Annotated in this window: 9 protein-coding genes; 4 read left to right on the top strand and 5 right to left on the bottom strand. The window is 66.3% G+C overall.

The genetic code is table 11. The features are described from left to right. The first annotated feature begins 36 nt into the window (after positions 1-36). Entirely contained in the window at positions 37-2,769 is a 2,733-nt protein-coding gene (locus BJI69_RS07895; protein WP_046968410.1) for a TonB-dependent receptor, read from the top strand. A 147-nt stretch (positions 2,770-2,916) separates the two neighbouring features. Beyond that, complete coding sequence (locus BJI69_RS07900) at positions 2,917-5,193, top strand: family 20 glycosylhydrolase (RefSeq protein WP_046968409.1); 2,277 nt, start codon at positions 2,917-2,919, stop codon at positions 5,191-5,193. Positions 5,194-5,319: 126 nt separating this feature from the next. Here BJI69_RS07900 and BJI69_RS07905 read toward each other — a convergent pair whose 3' ends face one another. Then, a complete protein-coding gene (locus tag BJI69_RS07905; protein WP_046968408.1) occupies positions 5,320-9,609 on the bottom strand; it encodes a DEAD/DEAH box helicase in 4,290 nt (1,429 codons plus the stop codon). A gap of 147 nt (positions 9,610-9,756) precedes the next feature. Here BJI69_RS07905 and BJI69_RS07910 point away from each other — a divergent pair, with 147 nt between their 5' ends. Both BJI69_RS07910 and BJI69_RS07915 read left to right on the top strand, forming a co-directional pair. Further along, positions 9,757-11,973 carry a glycoside hydrolase family 3 C-terminal domain-containing protein gene (locus BJI69_RS07910; protein ID WP_046968407.1) on the top strand — a complete coding sequence of 739 codons (2,217 nt, stop codon included), beginning with the start codon at positions 9,757-9,759 and terminating at the stop codon, positions 11,971-11,973. 43 nt (positions 11,974-12,016) lie between these two features. Next, entirely contained in the window at positions 12,017-12,793 is a 777-nt protein-coding gene (locus tag BJI69_RS07915) for a transporter (protein WP_052767266.1), read from the top strand. Between the two features lie 108 nt (positions 12,794-12,901). On the opposite strand, the gene BJI69_RS22605 is transcribed toward BJI69_RS07915, so the two are convergent. The 4 genes from BJI69_RS22605 to mprF all read right to left on the bottom strand — a co-directional run bounded on the left by BJI69_RS22605 (position 12,902) and on the right by mprF (position 17,074). Continuing rightward, positions 12,902-13,063 (bottom strand): hypothetical protein, encoded by a 162-nt coding sequence (locus BJI69_RS22605; protein ID WP_169749265.1) that lies wholly within the window; start codon positions 13,061-13,063, stop codon positions 12,902-12,904. A 347-nt stretch (positions 13,064-13,410) separates the two neighbouring features. Beyond that, entirely contained in the window at positions 13,411-13,590 is a 180-nt protein-coding gene (locus BJI69_RS07925) for a hypothetical protein (RefSeq protein ID WP_046968405.1), read from the bottom strand. A gap of 122 nt (positions 13,591-13,712) precedes the next feature. Then, positions 13,713-14,507, bottom strand: a complete 795-nt coding sequence (locus BJI69_RS07930; protein WP_046968404.1) for a virulence factor family protein — start codon at positions 14,505-14,507, stop codon at positions 13,713-13,715. Continuing rightward, the gene (gene mprF, locus BJI69_RS07935; RefSeq protein ID WP_244465295.1) at positions 14,504-17,074 is read right to left on the bottom strand and encodes a bifunctional lysylphosphatidylglycerol flippase/synthetase MprF; all 2,571 of its coding nucleotides are present in this window, start codon (positions 17,072-17,074) and stop codon (positions 14,504-14,506) included. The genes BJI69_RS07930 and mprF overlap by 4 nt, the downstream gene beginning before the upstream one ends. Positions 17,075-17,080: the final 6 nt, after the last annotated feature.

Raw genomic sequence — 17,080 nt, forward strand, 5'->3', positions numbered from 1 at the left:
ACCCGTCACTGCTACATCCTCTGAGGGGAGGACACCATGTCGCATCGTAGAAACCTGCTGACGGCGAGCATCATCGCCGGACTCTGTTGTGTCACCAGCATCGCCGCCGCGCAAGACGCGACGCCGCCGCCGGCGAAGCCGCAGACCGCCCAGCAAAAAGCTGAAGCCGCCAAGGCCCAGCAGCTCGAGGGCATCACCGTTACCGGCATCCGCGCCAGTCTCGAGAAGTCTCTCGACACCAAGCGCAACGCCGACGCCATCGTCGAAGCGGTCACCGCCGAAGACATCGGCAAGTTCCCGAACACCAACGTCGCCGAAGCGATGACGCAGATCCCGGGCGTCACGATCGACCGTCAGTTCGGCCAGGGCGACCGCGTCTCGATCGACGGTACCGACCCCAGCCTCAACCTTACCTTCCTCAACGGCCAGCCGATCTCGCAGACGCCGTGGCAGTACGGTGCGCAGCCGAACCGTGGCTTCGACTTCACCATGCTCGCGCCGGAAATCATCGGTCGTCTGGAAATCTACAAGTCGCCCGAAGCACGCCTGACCGAAGGCAGCCTCGGCGGCACGGTCCTGCTGCATACGCTGGAACCGCTCGACCTGCCGGCCAACACGGTGCGCGGCTCGTTCGGCCTGAACTACAACGACCAGGGCAGCGGCGGCTCGCGTCCCACCGCCTCGGCGTTGTACAGCTGGAAGAACACGTCCAATACCTTCGGCATCATCGGCTCGCTTCAGCATTACGAAGAGAAGATCGACCGCCAGGGCCTGGAAATCTTCAGCTACAGCCCGGTCTCGAAGTGGGCGGCGAGTCCCGCCGTGGCCGCGGGTATCGCCAACGGTTCGCTCAACCCGAACGCGCAGGTTCCCGACGAGGTGAACTCCGCGTGGTTCCAGCAGAACCGCAAGCGTGACACCGCCACCCTCGGTTTCCAGCTGAAGCCGGCGGATAACTGGAACATCGACGTCAACAGCCTGTTCATCCGCGAGAACTTCGACAACTGGAACCAGTCGATGTACCCGTTCACGGGTAACGCGCCGGGCAACGTGACCAGCTTCACCCAGGGCCCGAATGGCGTCGTCACCGGCGGCCATGTCTGCGGCAACGACAATCCGGGGTGCCCGGCCATCGGCCCGACCCTGATGGACAGCAATGTCCGCAAATCCGTGGTGCGCACATCGGCGTTCGACGTGAAGTCGACCTACGACGGCGACGGTTGGAAGCTCGGCGGCGCGGCTGGCTACAGCAAGGCCCGCAACGACAATATCTCGCAGGCCGTGATCGAGCCGCAGTACGCCGGCGGTTACACCTGGGACATCAACCACGGCTTCAACTTCGACAGCCCGGCGGCGGCAAAGAACCCGGCCAACTGGCACATGGGTGACGCGGACGGCCTCGGTGGCTGGCCCGGCAACTACGGCGATTACAGCGCGAACTCGCGTGACTCGTACGCGCAGCTCGACTTCAGCAAGTACTTCGACAACTTCTTCAACGAACTCCAGGTGGGTTACCGCTGGAATCGCCACGAAGAAGGCATGAACGCGCACGTCTACGGCGGTAACGGCGCGACCTCGCTTGCCGATCTGGGCACCAACGGCCTGACCAATATTCTGGGCAGCGTGGGTGGCTACGACGGCGCTGCGGAGCACGTCAGTGCCGATCCCGACAAGCAGTACGCCTGGGTCCGCGCAACCAATGGCGGCAACGAAGATGCGGGTACGTTCCTCAACGGCACGTACAAGCTCATCGAGAAGACCAACGCGGCCTACGCCCAGCTGAACTTCGCCGGCGGTGGTTTCCACGGCAACCTCGGCGTGCGCTACGTCGATACCAAGACCGACGGCTTCGGCTACAACTACTCGGGTGCACCGGTGCTTCCCGCGCCGGCCGGCAGCTACCAGAAGGCGTCGCAGACCAGCAAGAACTGGCTGCCGTCGATCAACGTGGCCTACGACCTGACCGACGACATCATCCTGCGTGCCGCGGCCGCCAAGGTCATCGCCCGCGCGCCGTACAACATGCAGGTCAACAATCTGTTCCTCAACGATACGGTGTTGACCGGCTCGGGCGGTACCCCGGACCTGAAGCCGTATAAGTCGAATAACTACTCGCTTTCCGGCGAATGGTACTTCGCACCCCAGTCCTACTTTGCGATCACGGGCTTCTACAAGAAGATCGACGATTACATCTTCCAGGACGTGGTCGAGGAGCAGCACTTCAACTCGGCGACCTCCACCGATCCGGTCCAGTTCGCCAAGGAACTCGCGGCAGGCCTGTGCACGGCTGACGGCTTCTGTACCTACGACATCTCGCGTCCGGTCAACGTCGGCTCGGGTAAGGTCCGGGGTGGCAACGTCAGCTTCCAGCAGGCCTTCTGGGATACCGGGTTCGGTGTCACGGCGAACTACACCTACGCCAAGGGCACGCTCGATTCCGGTGGCCAGCTGCCGTACAACTCGAAGAATGCGTACTCCATCAGCCCGTACTACGAGTTCGGTCCGTTCAGTGCCCGCATCAACTACAACTGGCGCAGCGCGTACCTCGCCGGTGGCTACGTGGCGGGTGCGCCGCCCGCAACCACCGAGGCTTATGCCGATCTCGGCGCGACGATCGGCTGGAAGTTCAACAAGCAGATCTCGGTCACGCTCTCGGGCATGAACCTCGCCAACGAACAGTACAAGCAATACATCGGCACGAAGGACTTGCCGGTCGCGAAGTACACCACCGGCCGCCGCTACATGGCTTCGGTGCACTTCGACCTCTGATAAAGCGTCATGGATCAGCGGCCACGGAAGGCCGCAAACCCCTCGAAGCTTCATTCCCCACGGGCCCGACTACCCATTATCGGGCCCGCTTTTTTTTGTGCGTTTCCGGCACAATCGGGCGGTTGCCCGAATCCGTAGGAGCTATCGATGCGCCGCACTCTCTTCCTCGCCATGGCCCTTGGCCTCACCGCCTGCGCCAGCCAGCCGAGGCACGATGCCAGTCCTGTCGATAGCACACCGCTCTCGCTCATTCCCCAGCCGGCGTCGCTGCAGCGCCTGCCTGGCCATTTCCGCCTCGATCCCCTGACCTCGATCGTCGTCGCCCCCGGCAACGCCGCCGCGAAGAAAGTCGCGACCCAGCTTCAGGGCTGGATCCGCCAGGCGCGCGGCATGGACATCGCCATTGTCGAAGGCAAGCCGCACAGCGGTGCGATCGTGCTGCTGACCGACACGACCACCAAGGGCCGCGAGGCCTATACGCTCGACGTCAACGACAACGGTGTGCGCATCGCCGCCAACGACGAAACCGGGCTGTTCTACGGCGCGGTAACCTACTGGCAGCTGCTGACCGACCCGGCATCGCAGAACGGCGTGCCCGCCGTGCATATCGTCGACGCGCCGCGATTCGCCTGGCGCGGGTTGATGCTCGACTCCGCCCGCCACTTCCAGTCGGTCACCGAGATCGAGCACCTGCTCGACCAGATGGCCATGCACAAGCTCAACACCTTCCACTGGCATCTCACCGACGACCAGGGCTGGCGCCTGCAGGTCCTCAAGTATCCGAAGCTGACCGAGGTGGGTGCCTGCCGCAAACCGGTCGGCCCCGACGTCGCGCTCACCGGCGACCCGGAGCGCCCGTACTGCGGCTTCTACACGCAGGATGAAGCGAAGCAGATCGTCGCCTATGCCGCCGAGCGGCACATCACCGTGGTGCCCGAGATCGAGATGCCCGGCCACGCGCAGGCCGCCGTCGCGGCATATCCGCAGTTCGGCGCCGGCAGCAAGAAGCTCGGTGTCTCGACGGACTGGGGTGTCAACACGGCGCTGTTCAACGTCGACGACGGCACGTTTACCTTCCTGCAGAACGTGCTCGACGAAGTGATGGCGATCTTCCCGTCGACGTATATCCACGTCGGTGGCGACGAAGCGGCCAAGGACGAGTGGGAGCATTCCAAGGTCGTCCAGGCCAGGATGAAGTCGCTCGGCATCGATGACGAAGAGAAGATGCAGGGTTGGTTCGTCGAACGCATCGGCGCCTACCTCGACCAGCACGGCCGCCGTATCGTCGGTTGGGACGAGATTCTCGACGGCAAGGTGCCGGCGAGCGCGACGGTGATGTCCTGGCGTGGCACCAAGGGCGCGATCAAGGCGGCCAACGCTGGCCACGACGTCGTCATGGCGCCGTCGCCGACGCTGTACCTGGATCGCCTGCAGTCCACCCTGCCGGATGAGCAGCCGGGCAGCCCGCAGGTGCAGACGCTGAAGATGGTCTACGACTTCGATCCGGTTCCGGCGGATATCGCTGCCGACAAGGCGAGCCACGTCCTGGGTGCACAGGTCACGGTGTTCGCCGAGTACCTGCCGAACTGGTACCGCACGCAGCACGCCGTTTTCCCGCGTATCGCAGCGCTCGCCGAGCGCACGTGGTCGCCGACCGCGGATTGGAACGGCTTCGTCGCGCGCCTGCCGGCGGAGATGTCGCGCTATCGCGCGGCGGGTATCGTTCCCGCCGATGGCGCCTATGCGGTGGCCATCAACGCGGTGGCATCCGACAGCGACAAGGCGAAGGTCACGTTGTCCAGTCAGACCGGCTACGGCACGATCCGCTACACCACGGACGGCACCTCGCCGAGCGCGCAGTCCACGGCCTATACCTCGCCGTTCGACGTGCCGTTGCCGACCACGGTCCGTGCCAACAGCTTCGATAACGGCTTTGCGCTCGCCGGCCCGCGTGAGAACGCCATCGATGCGAAGTCGCTCCTGCGTCGCAGCAGCGACCAGCTCGACACCTGCGGCGACAAGCTGGTGCTGCGTATCGAATCGCCGGATGCCGTGAACGGCGTGCGGCCGGTGTACAAGGTCGACATCATGAACACCTGCTGGGTGTGGAAGGGCGTGAAGCTCGACGGCCGCTACGGTGTGGACGTGACGGTGGACCGCCTGCCGTACAACTACGCGCTGTGGAAGGACGCCGCGGGCATCGTCTCGCGCAAGGCACGCTCACGCGCCGGCGAAATCGAGATCCATCAGGACTCGTGCGACGGCCCGAAGATCTCGACGATCGCGCTGGACAAGGCGAAGGACGGGCGGGCGACGCTGCAGGGGATCCTGCCCAAGCGTGAGGGTGTGCACGACTTGTGCTTCGTGATCACCGGCAAGCCGGGGCCGAAGATCTGGGTGCTGGGGGATGTGCAGCTGCGTTAAGCGCATCGCCGAACGAGCATCGCCGATGAATCGGCTCCCACACAGAGCGAGACCCGCTCCCTGTAGGAGCTGCTTCCCGTCGGAGCCGCCTCCTGTGGGAGCCGCTTCAGCGGCGATGCTCTTGCCTCAAAACGACATCGCGACAGGAAACGTCGCATGCCTCTGCAATGCCGAACGCGCTTCCCGCTCGTCATCGCCTTCCAGCGGCATCAGCGTCACGAACTTCCCCGCGATCATCGCCGCCAGCGGCATGCCATCGCGGATGGCGATGCGTGTACCGAGCACCGCCGGGACTTTCGCCGCACCGGCGATGATCGTGCCCACCAGGTTGAGCGGATCGGTCCCCGCAATGCAGACCATCTCGCCGTCGTGCTCGCGGTGACGGATCTGCCGTAGGGCGGGAAGCGCCTCCGGCAAGGCGAACTGCTCACCAACCAGACCGTCGACAAAGCGACCACCGCGAATCTCGCCGCGCGCTTCCAGGCGGTGGAAGACCCGCCGCAGATCACGCCACGCCGGCAGCCACGCCGCCTCGCGTTCGAGAATGCGCCAGCTGACCACGCCGTAACGGCGCAGCAGCGTGCGGGCCATGTGTTCGAGCCCATCGGCATCGTTGCGCAGCTCGGTCGGCCGACGCGCCAGCGCCCAGCGCCCCGCATCCTCGATGCCGCTCATCAAGTGCCGGCGCGTGCGGCGATGGCGACTGCCGTTGCGCTTGGACGCGGGCAGCAACAAGGCGCGCAGGCCAGCAAAGCTGTCTGCGGTCACCCGGCCGGCAGCGACCAGTTCGCCCAACGCATCCTCCAGCTCGGTGCGAAGCAGCCGTGTGCTGGTCGCGAGCTCATCGAAGAACAGCGCGCCCTCGTCACGCAGCGCATCGGCCACGGCCTGCGCCCGCGACGACAGCGGCAGTTCGTCGGTGATGGCGGGTGCCGCGGCCGACCAGATCGGCAACTGGCGCCGGGGCAACAACACGATCGGCGTGGAGCGCACCGGACCGCCGCTGCCGGTGCCCAGGCGCAGACGACTCCAGACCACGCGACCGGCGCGGCAGAGGTCATCGAGCCAGCCGATGCTGTAGTCGCTGACCCGGGCCGGCAGCAGTTCGGACTCCCAGCCACCTGCGGCCGCCTCGAAGCCTTCGAGTTGCGCGATGACGCCCGCCAGCGCGTCGGGACCGGCGACCTGGGTGCCGCGCGTCACGTGCTGCCAATCGAGCAGGAAGCGCATGAAGTCGCGCGGTGCGACCGGTTCGATTTCACGGCGCAGGCGGCCGATCGTATAGCGATGAATCCGCGCGAGCAGATGGCGCTCGCACCATTCCACCTCGGTCGTGCCGGGCGAGAACGGGCCACGCATCACATAGCCTTCGGTCTCGAGCGAAGTCAGGGCGAGATCCAGCTCGCCGCTCGCCACGCCGAGCGAGCCAGCGAGCGCGAGGGCCGTCACCGGACCGAGACCGCTGAGACGGCCGCGCACGATGTCGATCAGGGCCGCTTCCGGCGTCCACGCCTGTGCCTCGAACTCAGCTGGTGCGGCGATCGCCGGTGACATGGCTGCGCCCGGACCGATGGCGCGCCATGTCGGCAGGCGCTCGGCGGCGACCCATAGCGACGCGTGGCCATGGGTCAGCAGGGTCGCGCGCGCGTTCTTCGCCAGCGCACTCAGTAGTCCAGCCCATGTCGGGTGCTCGCGAACGTCGTCCTCGGTCACGGCGCCGAGCAACATGAGGGCCTCATGCATTTCGTCGGCGCTGCGTGCCTCGGGCCATGCCTCATCACGCACCGAGGCGATCGCGTCGGCATCGAGGCGGCCGAGATCATCCGCGCTCTCGGCATCGCTCCAGCGGCGCGATTGCACCGCTTGCGTACGGCGCTCCTCCAGCGGGGCATCGTCGAGAAAGGCGTAAGGCGCAGCGTTGAGGATTTCGGCGGCGAGCGGCGATGGCGTGGCGAGGTCGCGCGAGATCATGCGGATGGCGCCGGATTCCAGCCCGCGCAGGATGGCGAGCAGTCCCTCGCAGTCCATCGCTTCGTGCAGGCAGTCGTCGATCGTCTGGTTGACCAAGGGATGATCGGGTACTTCGCGCTCCCCGACCAGGTTCTCGGCACACGCGACCTGATCCGGGAACACGGTGGCGAGGAGGTCTTCGCTCTTCATGCGCTGCAGTTGTGGCGCCACCTTCTTGCCGCCGCTGAAACGCGGCAGGGCAAGCGCCGTGGTGGCGTTCCAGCGCCAGCGCACGCCGAACAGCGGCGCGTCGAGCAGGGCCTGGATCAGCACGTGCTCGGCCGTGTTCGAATGCAGGTAACGCGCTACCTCGTCCAGCGGGAAGCTGTGGCTGGTGGACAGCGAGAGCACGATCGCGTCTTCGGTGGCGGCGGCCTGCAGTTCGAAGTTGAACTTGCGGCAGAAACGCTTGCGCAGCGCCAGGCCCCAGGCGCGATTGATCCGGCTGCCGAAGGGCGTGTGGATGATCAGCTGCGTTCCACCGGACTCGTCGAAGAAGCGCTCCATCACCAGGGTGTCGCGCGTCGGCAGGGCGCCGAGCGCTGCGCGTGCACGGAAGAGGTAGTCGACGACCTGCTCGGCGGCGGCCTTGCCCAGGCCGAGTTCACCGGTGAGCCAGATCAGCGCACCCTCGCGTCCGCCCTCGTCGAACGACTCGGAGATCTCCGCACGCAGTCGCGCCACGCCGATCGACAGTTCATCGGTGCGTCCGGGCGCTTCACCGAGCCAGAACGGAATGTTTGGCGGCTGGCCCTGCGCATCCTCGACGCGCAAGCGACCCATTTCGACGCGCATGATGCGATACGAACGATTGCCGAGCTGGAACACGTCGCCGGCGAGACTCTCCACGGCGAAGTCTTCGTTCACCGTGCCGACCACGACGGCCTGCGGTTCGAGCAGGACGTTGTAGTCGCCTGTTTCGGGGATCGTCCCGCCCGAGGTCACGGCCGTGAGCTTGGCGCCACGGCGCTCGCGCAGGCGCTTGTTCACGGCATCGCGATGGATGTAAGCACCGCGCGGGCCGACGCGGGTGGTGAAGCCCTCGGCAAGCATGCGCACCGTTTCGTCGAAGGTCTCGCGTTTGAGTGCGCTGAACGGATAGGCGCGGCGGACGAGGTCGTACAAGGCGTCCTCGTCCCATTCCTGGCAGGCCACTTCGGCCACGATCTGCTGGGCGAGTACGTCGAGCGGTTGCTGCGGTATCACCAGCGTATCGAGCTCGCCGCGACGTACGCAGTCGAGCAACGCCGTGCATTCGACAAGGTCGTCGCGCGAGGTCGGGAACAGACGTGCCTTCGGCGTGCCACCCACGGCATGGCCCGCGCGGCCGGCGCGCTGCAGGAAGGCGGCGATGGAACGAGGCGAGGCGATCTGGCAGACCAGGTCGATGTCGCCGATGTCGATACCGAGTTCGAGCGAGGCGGTGGCGACCAGCGCACGCAGCTCGCCCTTCTTCAGGCGCTGCTCTGCATCCAGTCGTTGCTCGCGCGACAGGCTGCCGTGGTGCGCGGTGACCGCTTCGCGCCCGAGTCGCTCGGACAGGTGTCGCGCCACGCGCTCGGCCATGCGCCGCGTATTGACGAAGATCAGGGTGGTGGTGTGTTGCTCGATGAGGTTCGCGAGCCGGTTGTAGACGAGCTCCCACATGTCGTTGGACATCACGGCCTCGAGCGGCACCGGTGGCACCTCGAGTGCGAGGTCACGCTTTCGCGTGTGGCCGATGTCGACGATCGCGCAGTCTTCGTTCGTGTTACCGGTGAGGAAAGCGGCGACCTTTTCGATCGGCTTCTGAGTGGCGGAAAGACCGATACGGGTGATGCGTCGTTGCGCCAGGGACGCCAGGCGCTCCAGCGACAGTGCAAGATGGCTGCCGCGCTTGCTTGCCGCCACGGCATGGATCTCGTCGACGATCACCTCGCGCACGTTGCCCAGCATCGCGCGACCCGAGGCCGAGCCCAGCAGCACATAGAGGGATTCGGGCGTGGTGACCAGGATGTGTGGCGGACGCTTTTTCATGCGTTCGCGCTCGGACGACGGTGTATCGCCCGTGCGTACGGCGGTGCGTATCTCGAGATCCGGCAGGCCCTGCTTGCGCAGTTCGTCGCGAATGCCGGCGAGTGGGGCTTCGAGATTGATGCGGATGTCGTTGGACAGCGCCTTGAGCGGCGACACGTAGAGAACGGTGGCGCGATCGGGAAGGCCACCGTCGCGCACGCCCTCGCGTACCAGCATGTCGATCGCCGAGAGAAACGCGGTGAGGGTCTTCCCCGAGCCGGTCGGCGCGGCGACCAGGGTGTGCCGGCCCGACCGGATGGCCGGCCACGCTGCTACCTGCGCGGGCGTGGGCTCCGGAAACGTGTTTCCGAACCAGGCGGCGACGGCAGGATGAAAAGCAGCGAGTGGCATCGACTTTTGTGAATTCATTGAACCACTTAAGTGGGGTCTGGAGCGTCACGGGTCAAGTTCGAGACTAACGCGAAGCGGTCTCGTGGGTTGCGATAAACGTGTTACTGAACGAACGTGGAGGCTTCCCAACGGATCGACTTCCCGACCATGCCCGATACCGCCCGCCGCACCGCCCTCGCCTTTGCCATCACCGTCGGCCTCGCCGCCAGCGCCAACGCGGCCTCACCGCCCGCCAAGCCGTGGATGGACCGCTCGCTGTCGGTGGATCGCCGTGCCGAGCTCGTGGTCGCGGCCATGACAGACGATGAGAAATTTCGCCTGATCCGTTCCGACTTCGGCCTTGCCAGCGACAAGCACGGCGTGCCGGAAGGCGCGGTCAGCGGCGCGGGCTACGTGCCCGCCTTCCCGCGCCTTGGCCTGCCGGCGATCAACGAGACCGATGCCGGGCTCGGCGTGAATAAGCCTGGCATCGACGGCAAGGGCGCGATCTCGCTGCCTGCCGGGTTGGCCACCGCCGCCAGCTTCGACACCGCCGTGGCGCATGCCGGCGGCCGCATGATCGGCGGCGAGGCACGCGGCAAGGGCTACGCCGTCTTACTGTCCGGCGGCGTGAACCTGGTGCGGGATCCACGTAATGGCCGCAACTTCGAGTACGCGGGTGAGGATCCGATTCTGGCCGGCACCATCGTCGGCGCCACGATCAAGGGCATCCAGGAACAGAAGATCGTCGCGACCACCAAGCACTTCGCGATCAACGACCTCGAGTCCGGCCGCAACACGCTCAGTTCGGATATCGACCCCGTCGCCCTGCGCGAATCCGACCTGCTCGCCTTCCAGATCGCCATCGCGCACGGCGATCCGGGCTCGGTCATGTCCTCGTACAACCGGGTCAACGGCACCTTCGCCGGCGAGCACGACTGGCTGCTCAACCAGGTGCTCAAGCAGGAATGGGGCTTCAAGGGCTTCGTCATGTCCGATTGGGGCGGCGTGCACAGCGGCGCCAAGGCGGCGCTCGCCGGCCTGGACCAGGAGTCGGCCGGCGAAGTGTTCGACGCCGAGGTGTACTTCGACAAGCCGCTGCGCGCTGCCGTCGCCTCGGGCGAAGTGCCGAAGGCCCGCCTGGACGACATGGCCCGGCGGATCATGCGCAGCCTGTTCGCCCATGGCGTGATCGACAACCCCATCCCGACCAGGCCCACCACGCCTGTGCCCTACGACGCCGATCGCAAGATCGCCCGCGATACGCTCGAAGCTGGCGCCGTGCTCCTGCGTAACCAGGCGGGCCTGTTGCCGCTGTCGCGCACGGGCCAGTCGGTCGTCGTCATCGGCGCGCACGCGGACAAGGGCGTCCTGGCCGGTGGCGGTTCCTCGACCGTCACCGACGTCGGCGGCGACCCGGTCCCGGGCCTGCAGCCGACGGGCTGGCCGGGCCCGGTCCGTTACCACGCCTCCGCGCCACTCACCTTCATGCAGAAGCTCGGCGGCAAGGTCAGCTTCGATCCGGGCACCGATCCCGCCGCGGCCGCCAAGGCCGCCGCCGCCGCGGATGTGGCCGTGGTCTTCGTAACCCAGTGGGCCGCCGAATCCTTCGACGTGCCGGACATGAGCCTGCCCGATGGCCAGGACGCGCTGGTCGCGGCGGTGGCAAAGGCCAATCCGAAGACCGTCGTCGTGCTGGAAACCAATGGCGCGGTGAAGATGCCCTGGCTCGACAACGTCGGCGCCGTGCTCCAGGCCTGGTATCCCGGCTCGGGCGGCGGCGACGCCATCGCGCGCCTGCTCTACGGCGAGACTTCGCCGTCGGGCCGCCTGCCGGTGAGCTGGCCGAAGGACGAAGCCCAGCTTCCGCGTCCGACGATCCAGGGTGCCGGCCTGTATTCGAAGGCCAAGCCGGCCGACAACGTCGACTACAACATCGAAGGCGCCGATGTCGGCTACCGCTGGTTCGAAAAGACGAAGCGCGAGCCGCTGTTCGCCTTCGGTTATGGCCTGACCTACACGAGCTTCGCCTACAGCGACTTCAAAGTGGACAAGGATGCGAAGGGTCGTCCGGTCGCCCACGTGACGGTGAAGAACACCGGCAAGACGGCGGCCGCCGATGTGCCGCAGGTGTATGTCACCGCGCCCGGCGCCGCCACGCGACGTCTCGCCGGCTGGAGCAAGGTCGCCCTGAAGCCGGGAGCGAGTCGCCGCGTCGACATCACGCTCGAGCCGCTGGCCCTGGCCCGGTACGACGATGCGGGCAAGCGCTGGCGCGTCGCCCCCGGAAGCTATGCGGTGAAGCTGGGGCGCTCGGCCAGCGACATCGCCGCCGAGGCGACGGTCACGGTCGACGAAAGCTTCCCGGTGGTGAAAGCACCCTGAGGCCCTGCACGACACGGCGACATCGGATAGCCACAATGCGCGCATGAACCTGCGCTCCCTTCCGATCGTCGCCCCCCTCCTGTGCCTTGCATCGGCACCCGCCTTCGCCGACCCGCCGGACTTCGACCGGCCCGGTGCGGGCTTCGCCACCAGCGTGCTCCCGGTGGGCACGCTGGCGCTCGAACAGGGGCTGCCGACCTACGAGCGTCAGCGTCAGGGCGGACTGCTCGACAAGACCTACACCGCCGATAGCCTGATCCGGATCGGTCTTGGCGGTCCGGCCGAGTTGCAGGTGGGTGGCTCGGCATGGAACCGGTTGGAAGAGCGCGGTGGCGACTCCCGGCGCCATGCCGTGGGTCATGGCGATACCAGTATCGGCCTCAAGATAGCCCCGGGTGGCTCGGCCGACGCCGGCAGTCTCAGCTGGGCAGCGCTCGGCCAGGTGACGTTCGCCAACGGCGACCAGGATTTCAACAACGGCGCGAAACAGTACACGCTCGGCGTCACCGGCCAATGGAAGCCGAACGACACCTGGCAGGGGACCTTGTTCGCCAACGTCGATCGTCTGCAGGGCCGCAACACCTGGACCCTGGCGCCGACCTTCGGCCGCAAGTTCGGTGAAAACTGGATGGCTTACGTCGAGACCGACGCGATCCACGATGCCGAAGACGGCAATGAGCTACAGGCTGGCGGCGGCGTGGCGTACACCATCGGCGACCATGCGCAGCTCGATGCGTATGCGCTGCATCGCATCGGTACGCATGGACCTTCCGTCGTCGCCGGTATCGGCGTCTCAGTGTTTTTCGGGAAGAAGATCTAGCGCCCGGGCTTTGTGTTTGCGCCGGCTTTGTGTGGGAGCCGGCTATGCCGGCGATGGGTCTGCGGCAACCTGGTTTTCGCCGATGAATCGGCTCCCACAAGAGCGCGGTTAGCGGTTGGCTTTGCGCATGGCGCGGACGAGTAGTGCCGTGAGTACGAGGCCGATCATCAGGCCGATGCCACCGCCCCAGACCGCACCGGCACGTGAATCGACCAGATAGCCGATCCCGAGACCGAGCAGCATGAACAGCGGTAGAGGCAGGCATCCCATGCGTCGATGCTAGCCCAGGGCCGCACGGGTCGGCAAAAACATGGCCCTCGCGCTCACGCGGAGGGCCATGAAGGACGTCCCTGGGTCCGGTGGCGTGAGCCACACCAAAACGCGGCCCGACGAAGCCGGCGCGGCGTTATCGCCGATGAAGGGGGGATCGATCCTGATACTAGGGACTGACGGCATCCTGCCGTCGGATCGGTCATCGGCGATTCGGTCGTCCCGTCAGCCTTTCGACCGGGCGGGACACGGGATCTATCTTGCGTAGGTGCGCCGAGGACGGATATAGGAGGAATCTTAAAAATGCCTGCTTATTTCTGACGTCGGTGCCGCCCATGCGAAAGGGCTCAGGCGCCGGTGTAGCGCTCGGGGCGCGGTCGCACGCGGTGTTCGCGCACGTCGCGCGGCGGTGTCGGCGGGGCCGGCTTCGGCGCGGTCTGGGTGATGGGCACGCCACGGCTCGCAAGGTTGCGCAGGCGTGCGCAATCGGAGGATCCGTAGTCTCGCTTTCCCGGTTCTCGTTGCATCGATCGTCTCCTGCCTTCGTCCCGCCCGAGCAACCAGCCTGATCCGGAAAAGAGAAAATTCCGGTGGCGTGGCCGTGAACGTTTCGTGACAGGTCTTCACGGGCCCGAGGGCCCGAAACGCGTTAATGCGACGTGGAGACCGGGGCCGTCGCGGCCGGCATGCGCTCGATCAACTCGGTGGCGAGCTGCTCGTAGTTCTCGTCGAAATGATGCGAGCCGGCTTTCTTGTACACCGTGACGAACGCGGGAAGCTTCGGATCGGTGCAGCCGCTGTCGTCCGCATCTTCGGTGCCGTAGTAGCAGGCCATCGGCGGCTTGCCGCCAAGCGCCAGGATCGGCGGGACGGCATCGGTGTGGACCACCGGATTCAGCCACTGCAGGAGGTTGTGCGTGTGCGTCGTCCACCAGCCCTGCTGCATGTAGCCTTCGAGCTCGATTTCGAAGTTGACGTCACGGCTGGCCGAGAGCAACACGAGCTGGCTGAGTTTCGTGCGGTTGTCCGGGCGCAGTTTGCCGACGATGGTCGGCAGCACGTCGGCACCGAAGGAGTAGCCGATCAGGAGCACGCGCTGCTTGTTCCACTGGGCCGTGTAGCGATCCAACAGGCGGTCGAGGTCGTGGGCCGACTCGTCGGGCGAGCGATAACGCCAGAAATACTTGAAGGTGCTCACACCCGCGACGGGAATGCCGCGCTGGGTGAACACCGCGCCAAGGCGCTGGTCGAGATCCCACCAGCCGCCGTCGCCGGAGTAGATGACCACGAGCAGGTCTTCCTGACCCGCCGGCGCGGCCTTGAGCGCGGGCAGTTCCACGGTCGACACTTCCATCGACGCACGAGTCCACGGGTGCCAGGCGAGCAGGCCGAGGATGACCGCCGCCATGACGGCGATCAGGATGTAGCGCAGCCCTTGTTTCATCGACGCACCACGCCGCCCAGGCCACCCGAGATCAGGCTGGCGACGTTCGCCAGCGCCAGGGGCAAGCCGATACCGCCGCCGACGGCGATGTAGCGCGGCTCCCACTCGGGGTCGAACTTGTCCTTGTAACGGTGCAGCCCGCGGAAGTTGTAGAAGCGCTCGCCACGGCCGAACACCATGGCGCCGAAGCGGCTCCACAGCGGCGCCGTACGGCGGTTCTGCAGGCCCGAAAGCGGAGCCATGCCGAGGTTGAACCAGCGATAGCCTTCGGCTTTCGCCCAGACCATCATTTCGATGAACAGGAAATCCATGATGCCGGAGGGTCCGTCGGGCAGGTGGCGCATCAGGTCGACCGAAGCTTCTTCCTTCGTGACCGTCACGAAAACATTAGCGAAAGCGACGGGCTCATCGCCCTGCCAGACCACCGCCATCGGGGTACGCGAGAGATAGCGCTCGTCGAAGAGTCCGAGCGAGAAGCGCTTCTCACGTACTTTCTTGTCGCGCAGCCACGCGTCGGAGATCAGCTTCAGGCGCGGCAGCAGTGCCGGAACGTCTTCCACGGGAACGATCTCCATGCGCAGACCGTCGCGGGCGAGCTTGTTCACCGTACCGCGCAGGGTCTTCTTCGACTTGCCGTCGAGATTGAAGGTCTCCAGGCGCACGCGCGCCTCTTCGCCGATCTTCAACAGACTCATGCCGACTTCGAGGTAAAGGTCGAGGTCTTCGGGGCGTACCTGATAGAACAACGGCCAGCCGCCGGCACGTTCGCATTCCTCGCGGAAGCGCCAGACGAGTTCGCGGCGCGCATCTTCGTTCTCGCCGACCGGGTCGCCCATGGCCACCCAGCTGCGGCCTTCGATGTCGTACATGATGAAAGCGCGGTCGTCCGGCGCGAACATCAGCATCTTGTCGCCGACCAGGGCGAGGTGCGCCTGAGCCGACGAAAAATGCTTGAGCAAGGGCATGGCGCGGGCCAGGTCGGCATCGCCGGGTAGGGCGCGGCGGGTGCGCACGGGACGGATAAGGTTGGCCAGGGCGAACAGCATCACCACGGCCGTCGCGCCGACCAGGGCGCGCAGGGCGCGCGGTGCACCGCCGTGGTGGAAGCTGAATTCCCACCACAGGTTGTTGCTGTATTCGACGTGCTTGAAGCTGAAGAACACCAGCCAGGTGGCACAGCCGAGCACGGCGGCGATGGCGGCCATCCAGCCCATCGAGAAGCTGGCGCGGAACAGTGAGGCACGGCGGTAGAAGTGACGGTGTGCCGGGGCCAGTGCCAGGGCGAGCAGCGACAGAAGCGTCGCTTCCTCGTAGTCGATGCCCTTGAGCAGGGACAACACGGCACCGACGATCAGCAGCACGAGGGTCAGCACGTAGGCGGCGTCCAGGCGGCGCTGCAGCCCGCGCGCGAGGATCAGCAGGAGCATGCCGACCACGCTGGAGAGGAAATGCGAGACCTCGACCAGGGGCAGGGGCACGAAGCCGCGCAGGATTTCCATGCGCCCTGGAATCGCCAGGGTCGCGCCCGAGAACAGCAGCACCGCGCCGGAGATCAGGGTCAGCCCGGCGAAGAACGGCGGCAACAGGCCACTGAACCACGGGGTGATCAGGGCGGTGTGGCGAAGGGCGCGGATCTCGCGCCAGATCACCATGAGCGTGGCCACGCCGAGCGGCAGGAGGTAGTAAACGAGGCGGAAGGCGGTCAGCGAGCCGAGGATCGGCGCTTCGAGGCCATGGTTTCCGGTCGCGCCGAAGCCGGCCAGCATGACCGCTTCGAACACGCCCAGACCGCCTGGCACATGGCTGATCAGGCCGGCCATCTGGGCCAGTACGAAGATGGCCAGGAAGTGGCCGAAGCCGCCGACGATTTCCTGCGGCATCAGAACGTAGAGCACGCCCGAGGCCAGGCCCCAGTCCAGCGCACCGATGAGGATCTGGCGCGCGGCCACCTGTGGGGTCGGCGTGCTGAATGCCCAGCGGCCTACCCGGATCGGCCGGCGCACCAGCGCCGCGGCGGCGAACCAGGCGAGCGGGACCAGGGTGAGCAGGATCGCCAGCGGGATGCGCAGGCCCGACAGCGGCACGTCCGCCGGGATCGGCACGATCAGCAGCGTCACGCCGGTCAGGGCGGCAAGGCCGAGCCAGAAGCTCAGCGTCGTGTAAAGAACCACGCGGGCGACTTCACCCGTGCTCAGCCCGGCCTGCACGTAGAAGCGATAACGGATCGAACCGGACACGAGCAGGGACATGCCCAGCGCATTGGAGAAGGCGTAGCTGATAAACGAGATGAAGCCGACCCGCTTCGCCGGAAGGCGTCGCCCGATGCTGGCCAGTCCGAACCAGTCGTACAGGGTCATGACCGCGAAGCCGGCGCCCGTCAGCAGGATCGCCAGGGCGATGTCCGTATTCGGCAGTCCGTGCACATAGGCACCGATCTGGCGATACGTGACCTCAGTGGCCATCGCGTGCAACGCCCACAGCGCCAGGCACAGCAGCAGGAGGGACAACAACGGCCCGCCTGCGCGACGCAGCAGGGTCGCGTAAAGCGCGGGCTTAGTCAGGGGCACGTCGTT

The sequence above is a fragment of the Luteibacter rhizovicinus DSM 16549 genome, assembly GCF_001887595.1.
Classification (GTDB): domain Bacteria; phylum Pseudomonadota; class Gammaproteobacteria; order Xanthomonadales; family Rhodanobacteraceae; genus Luteibacter; species Luteibacter rhizovicinus.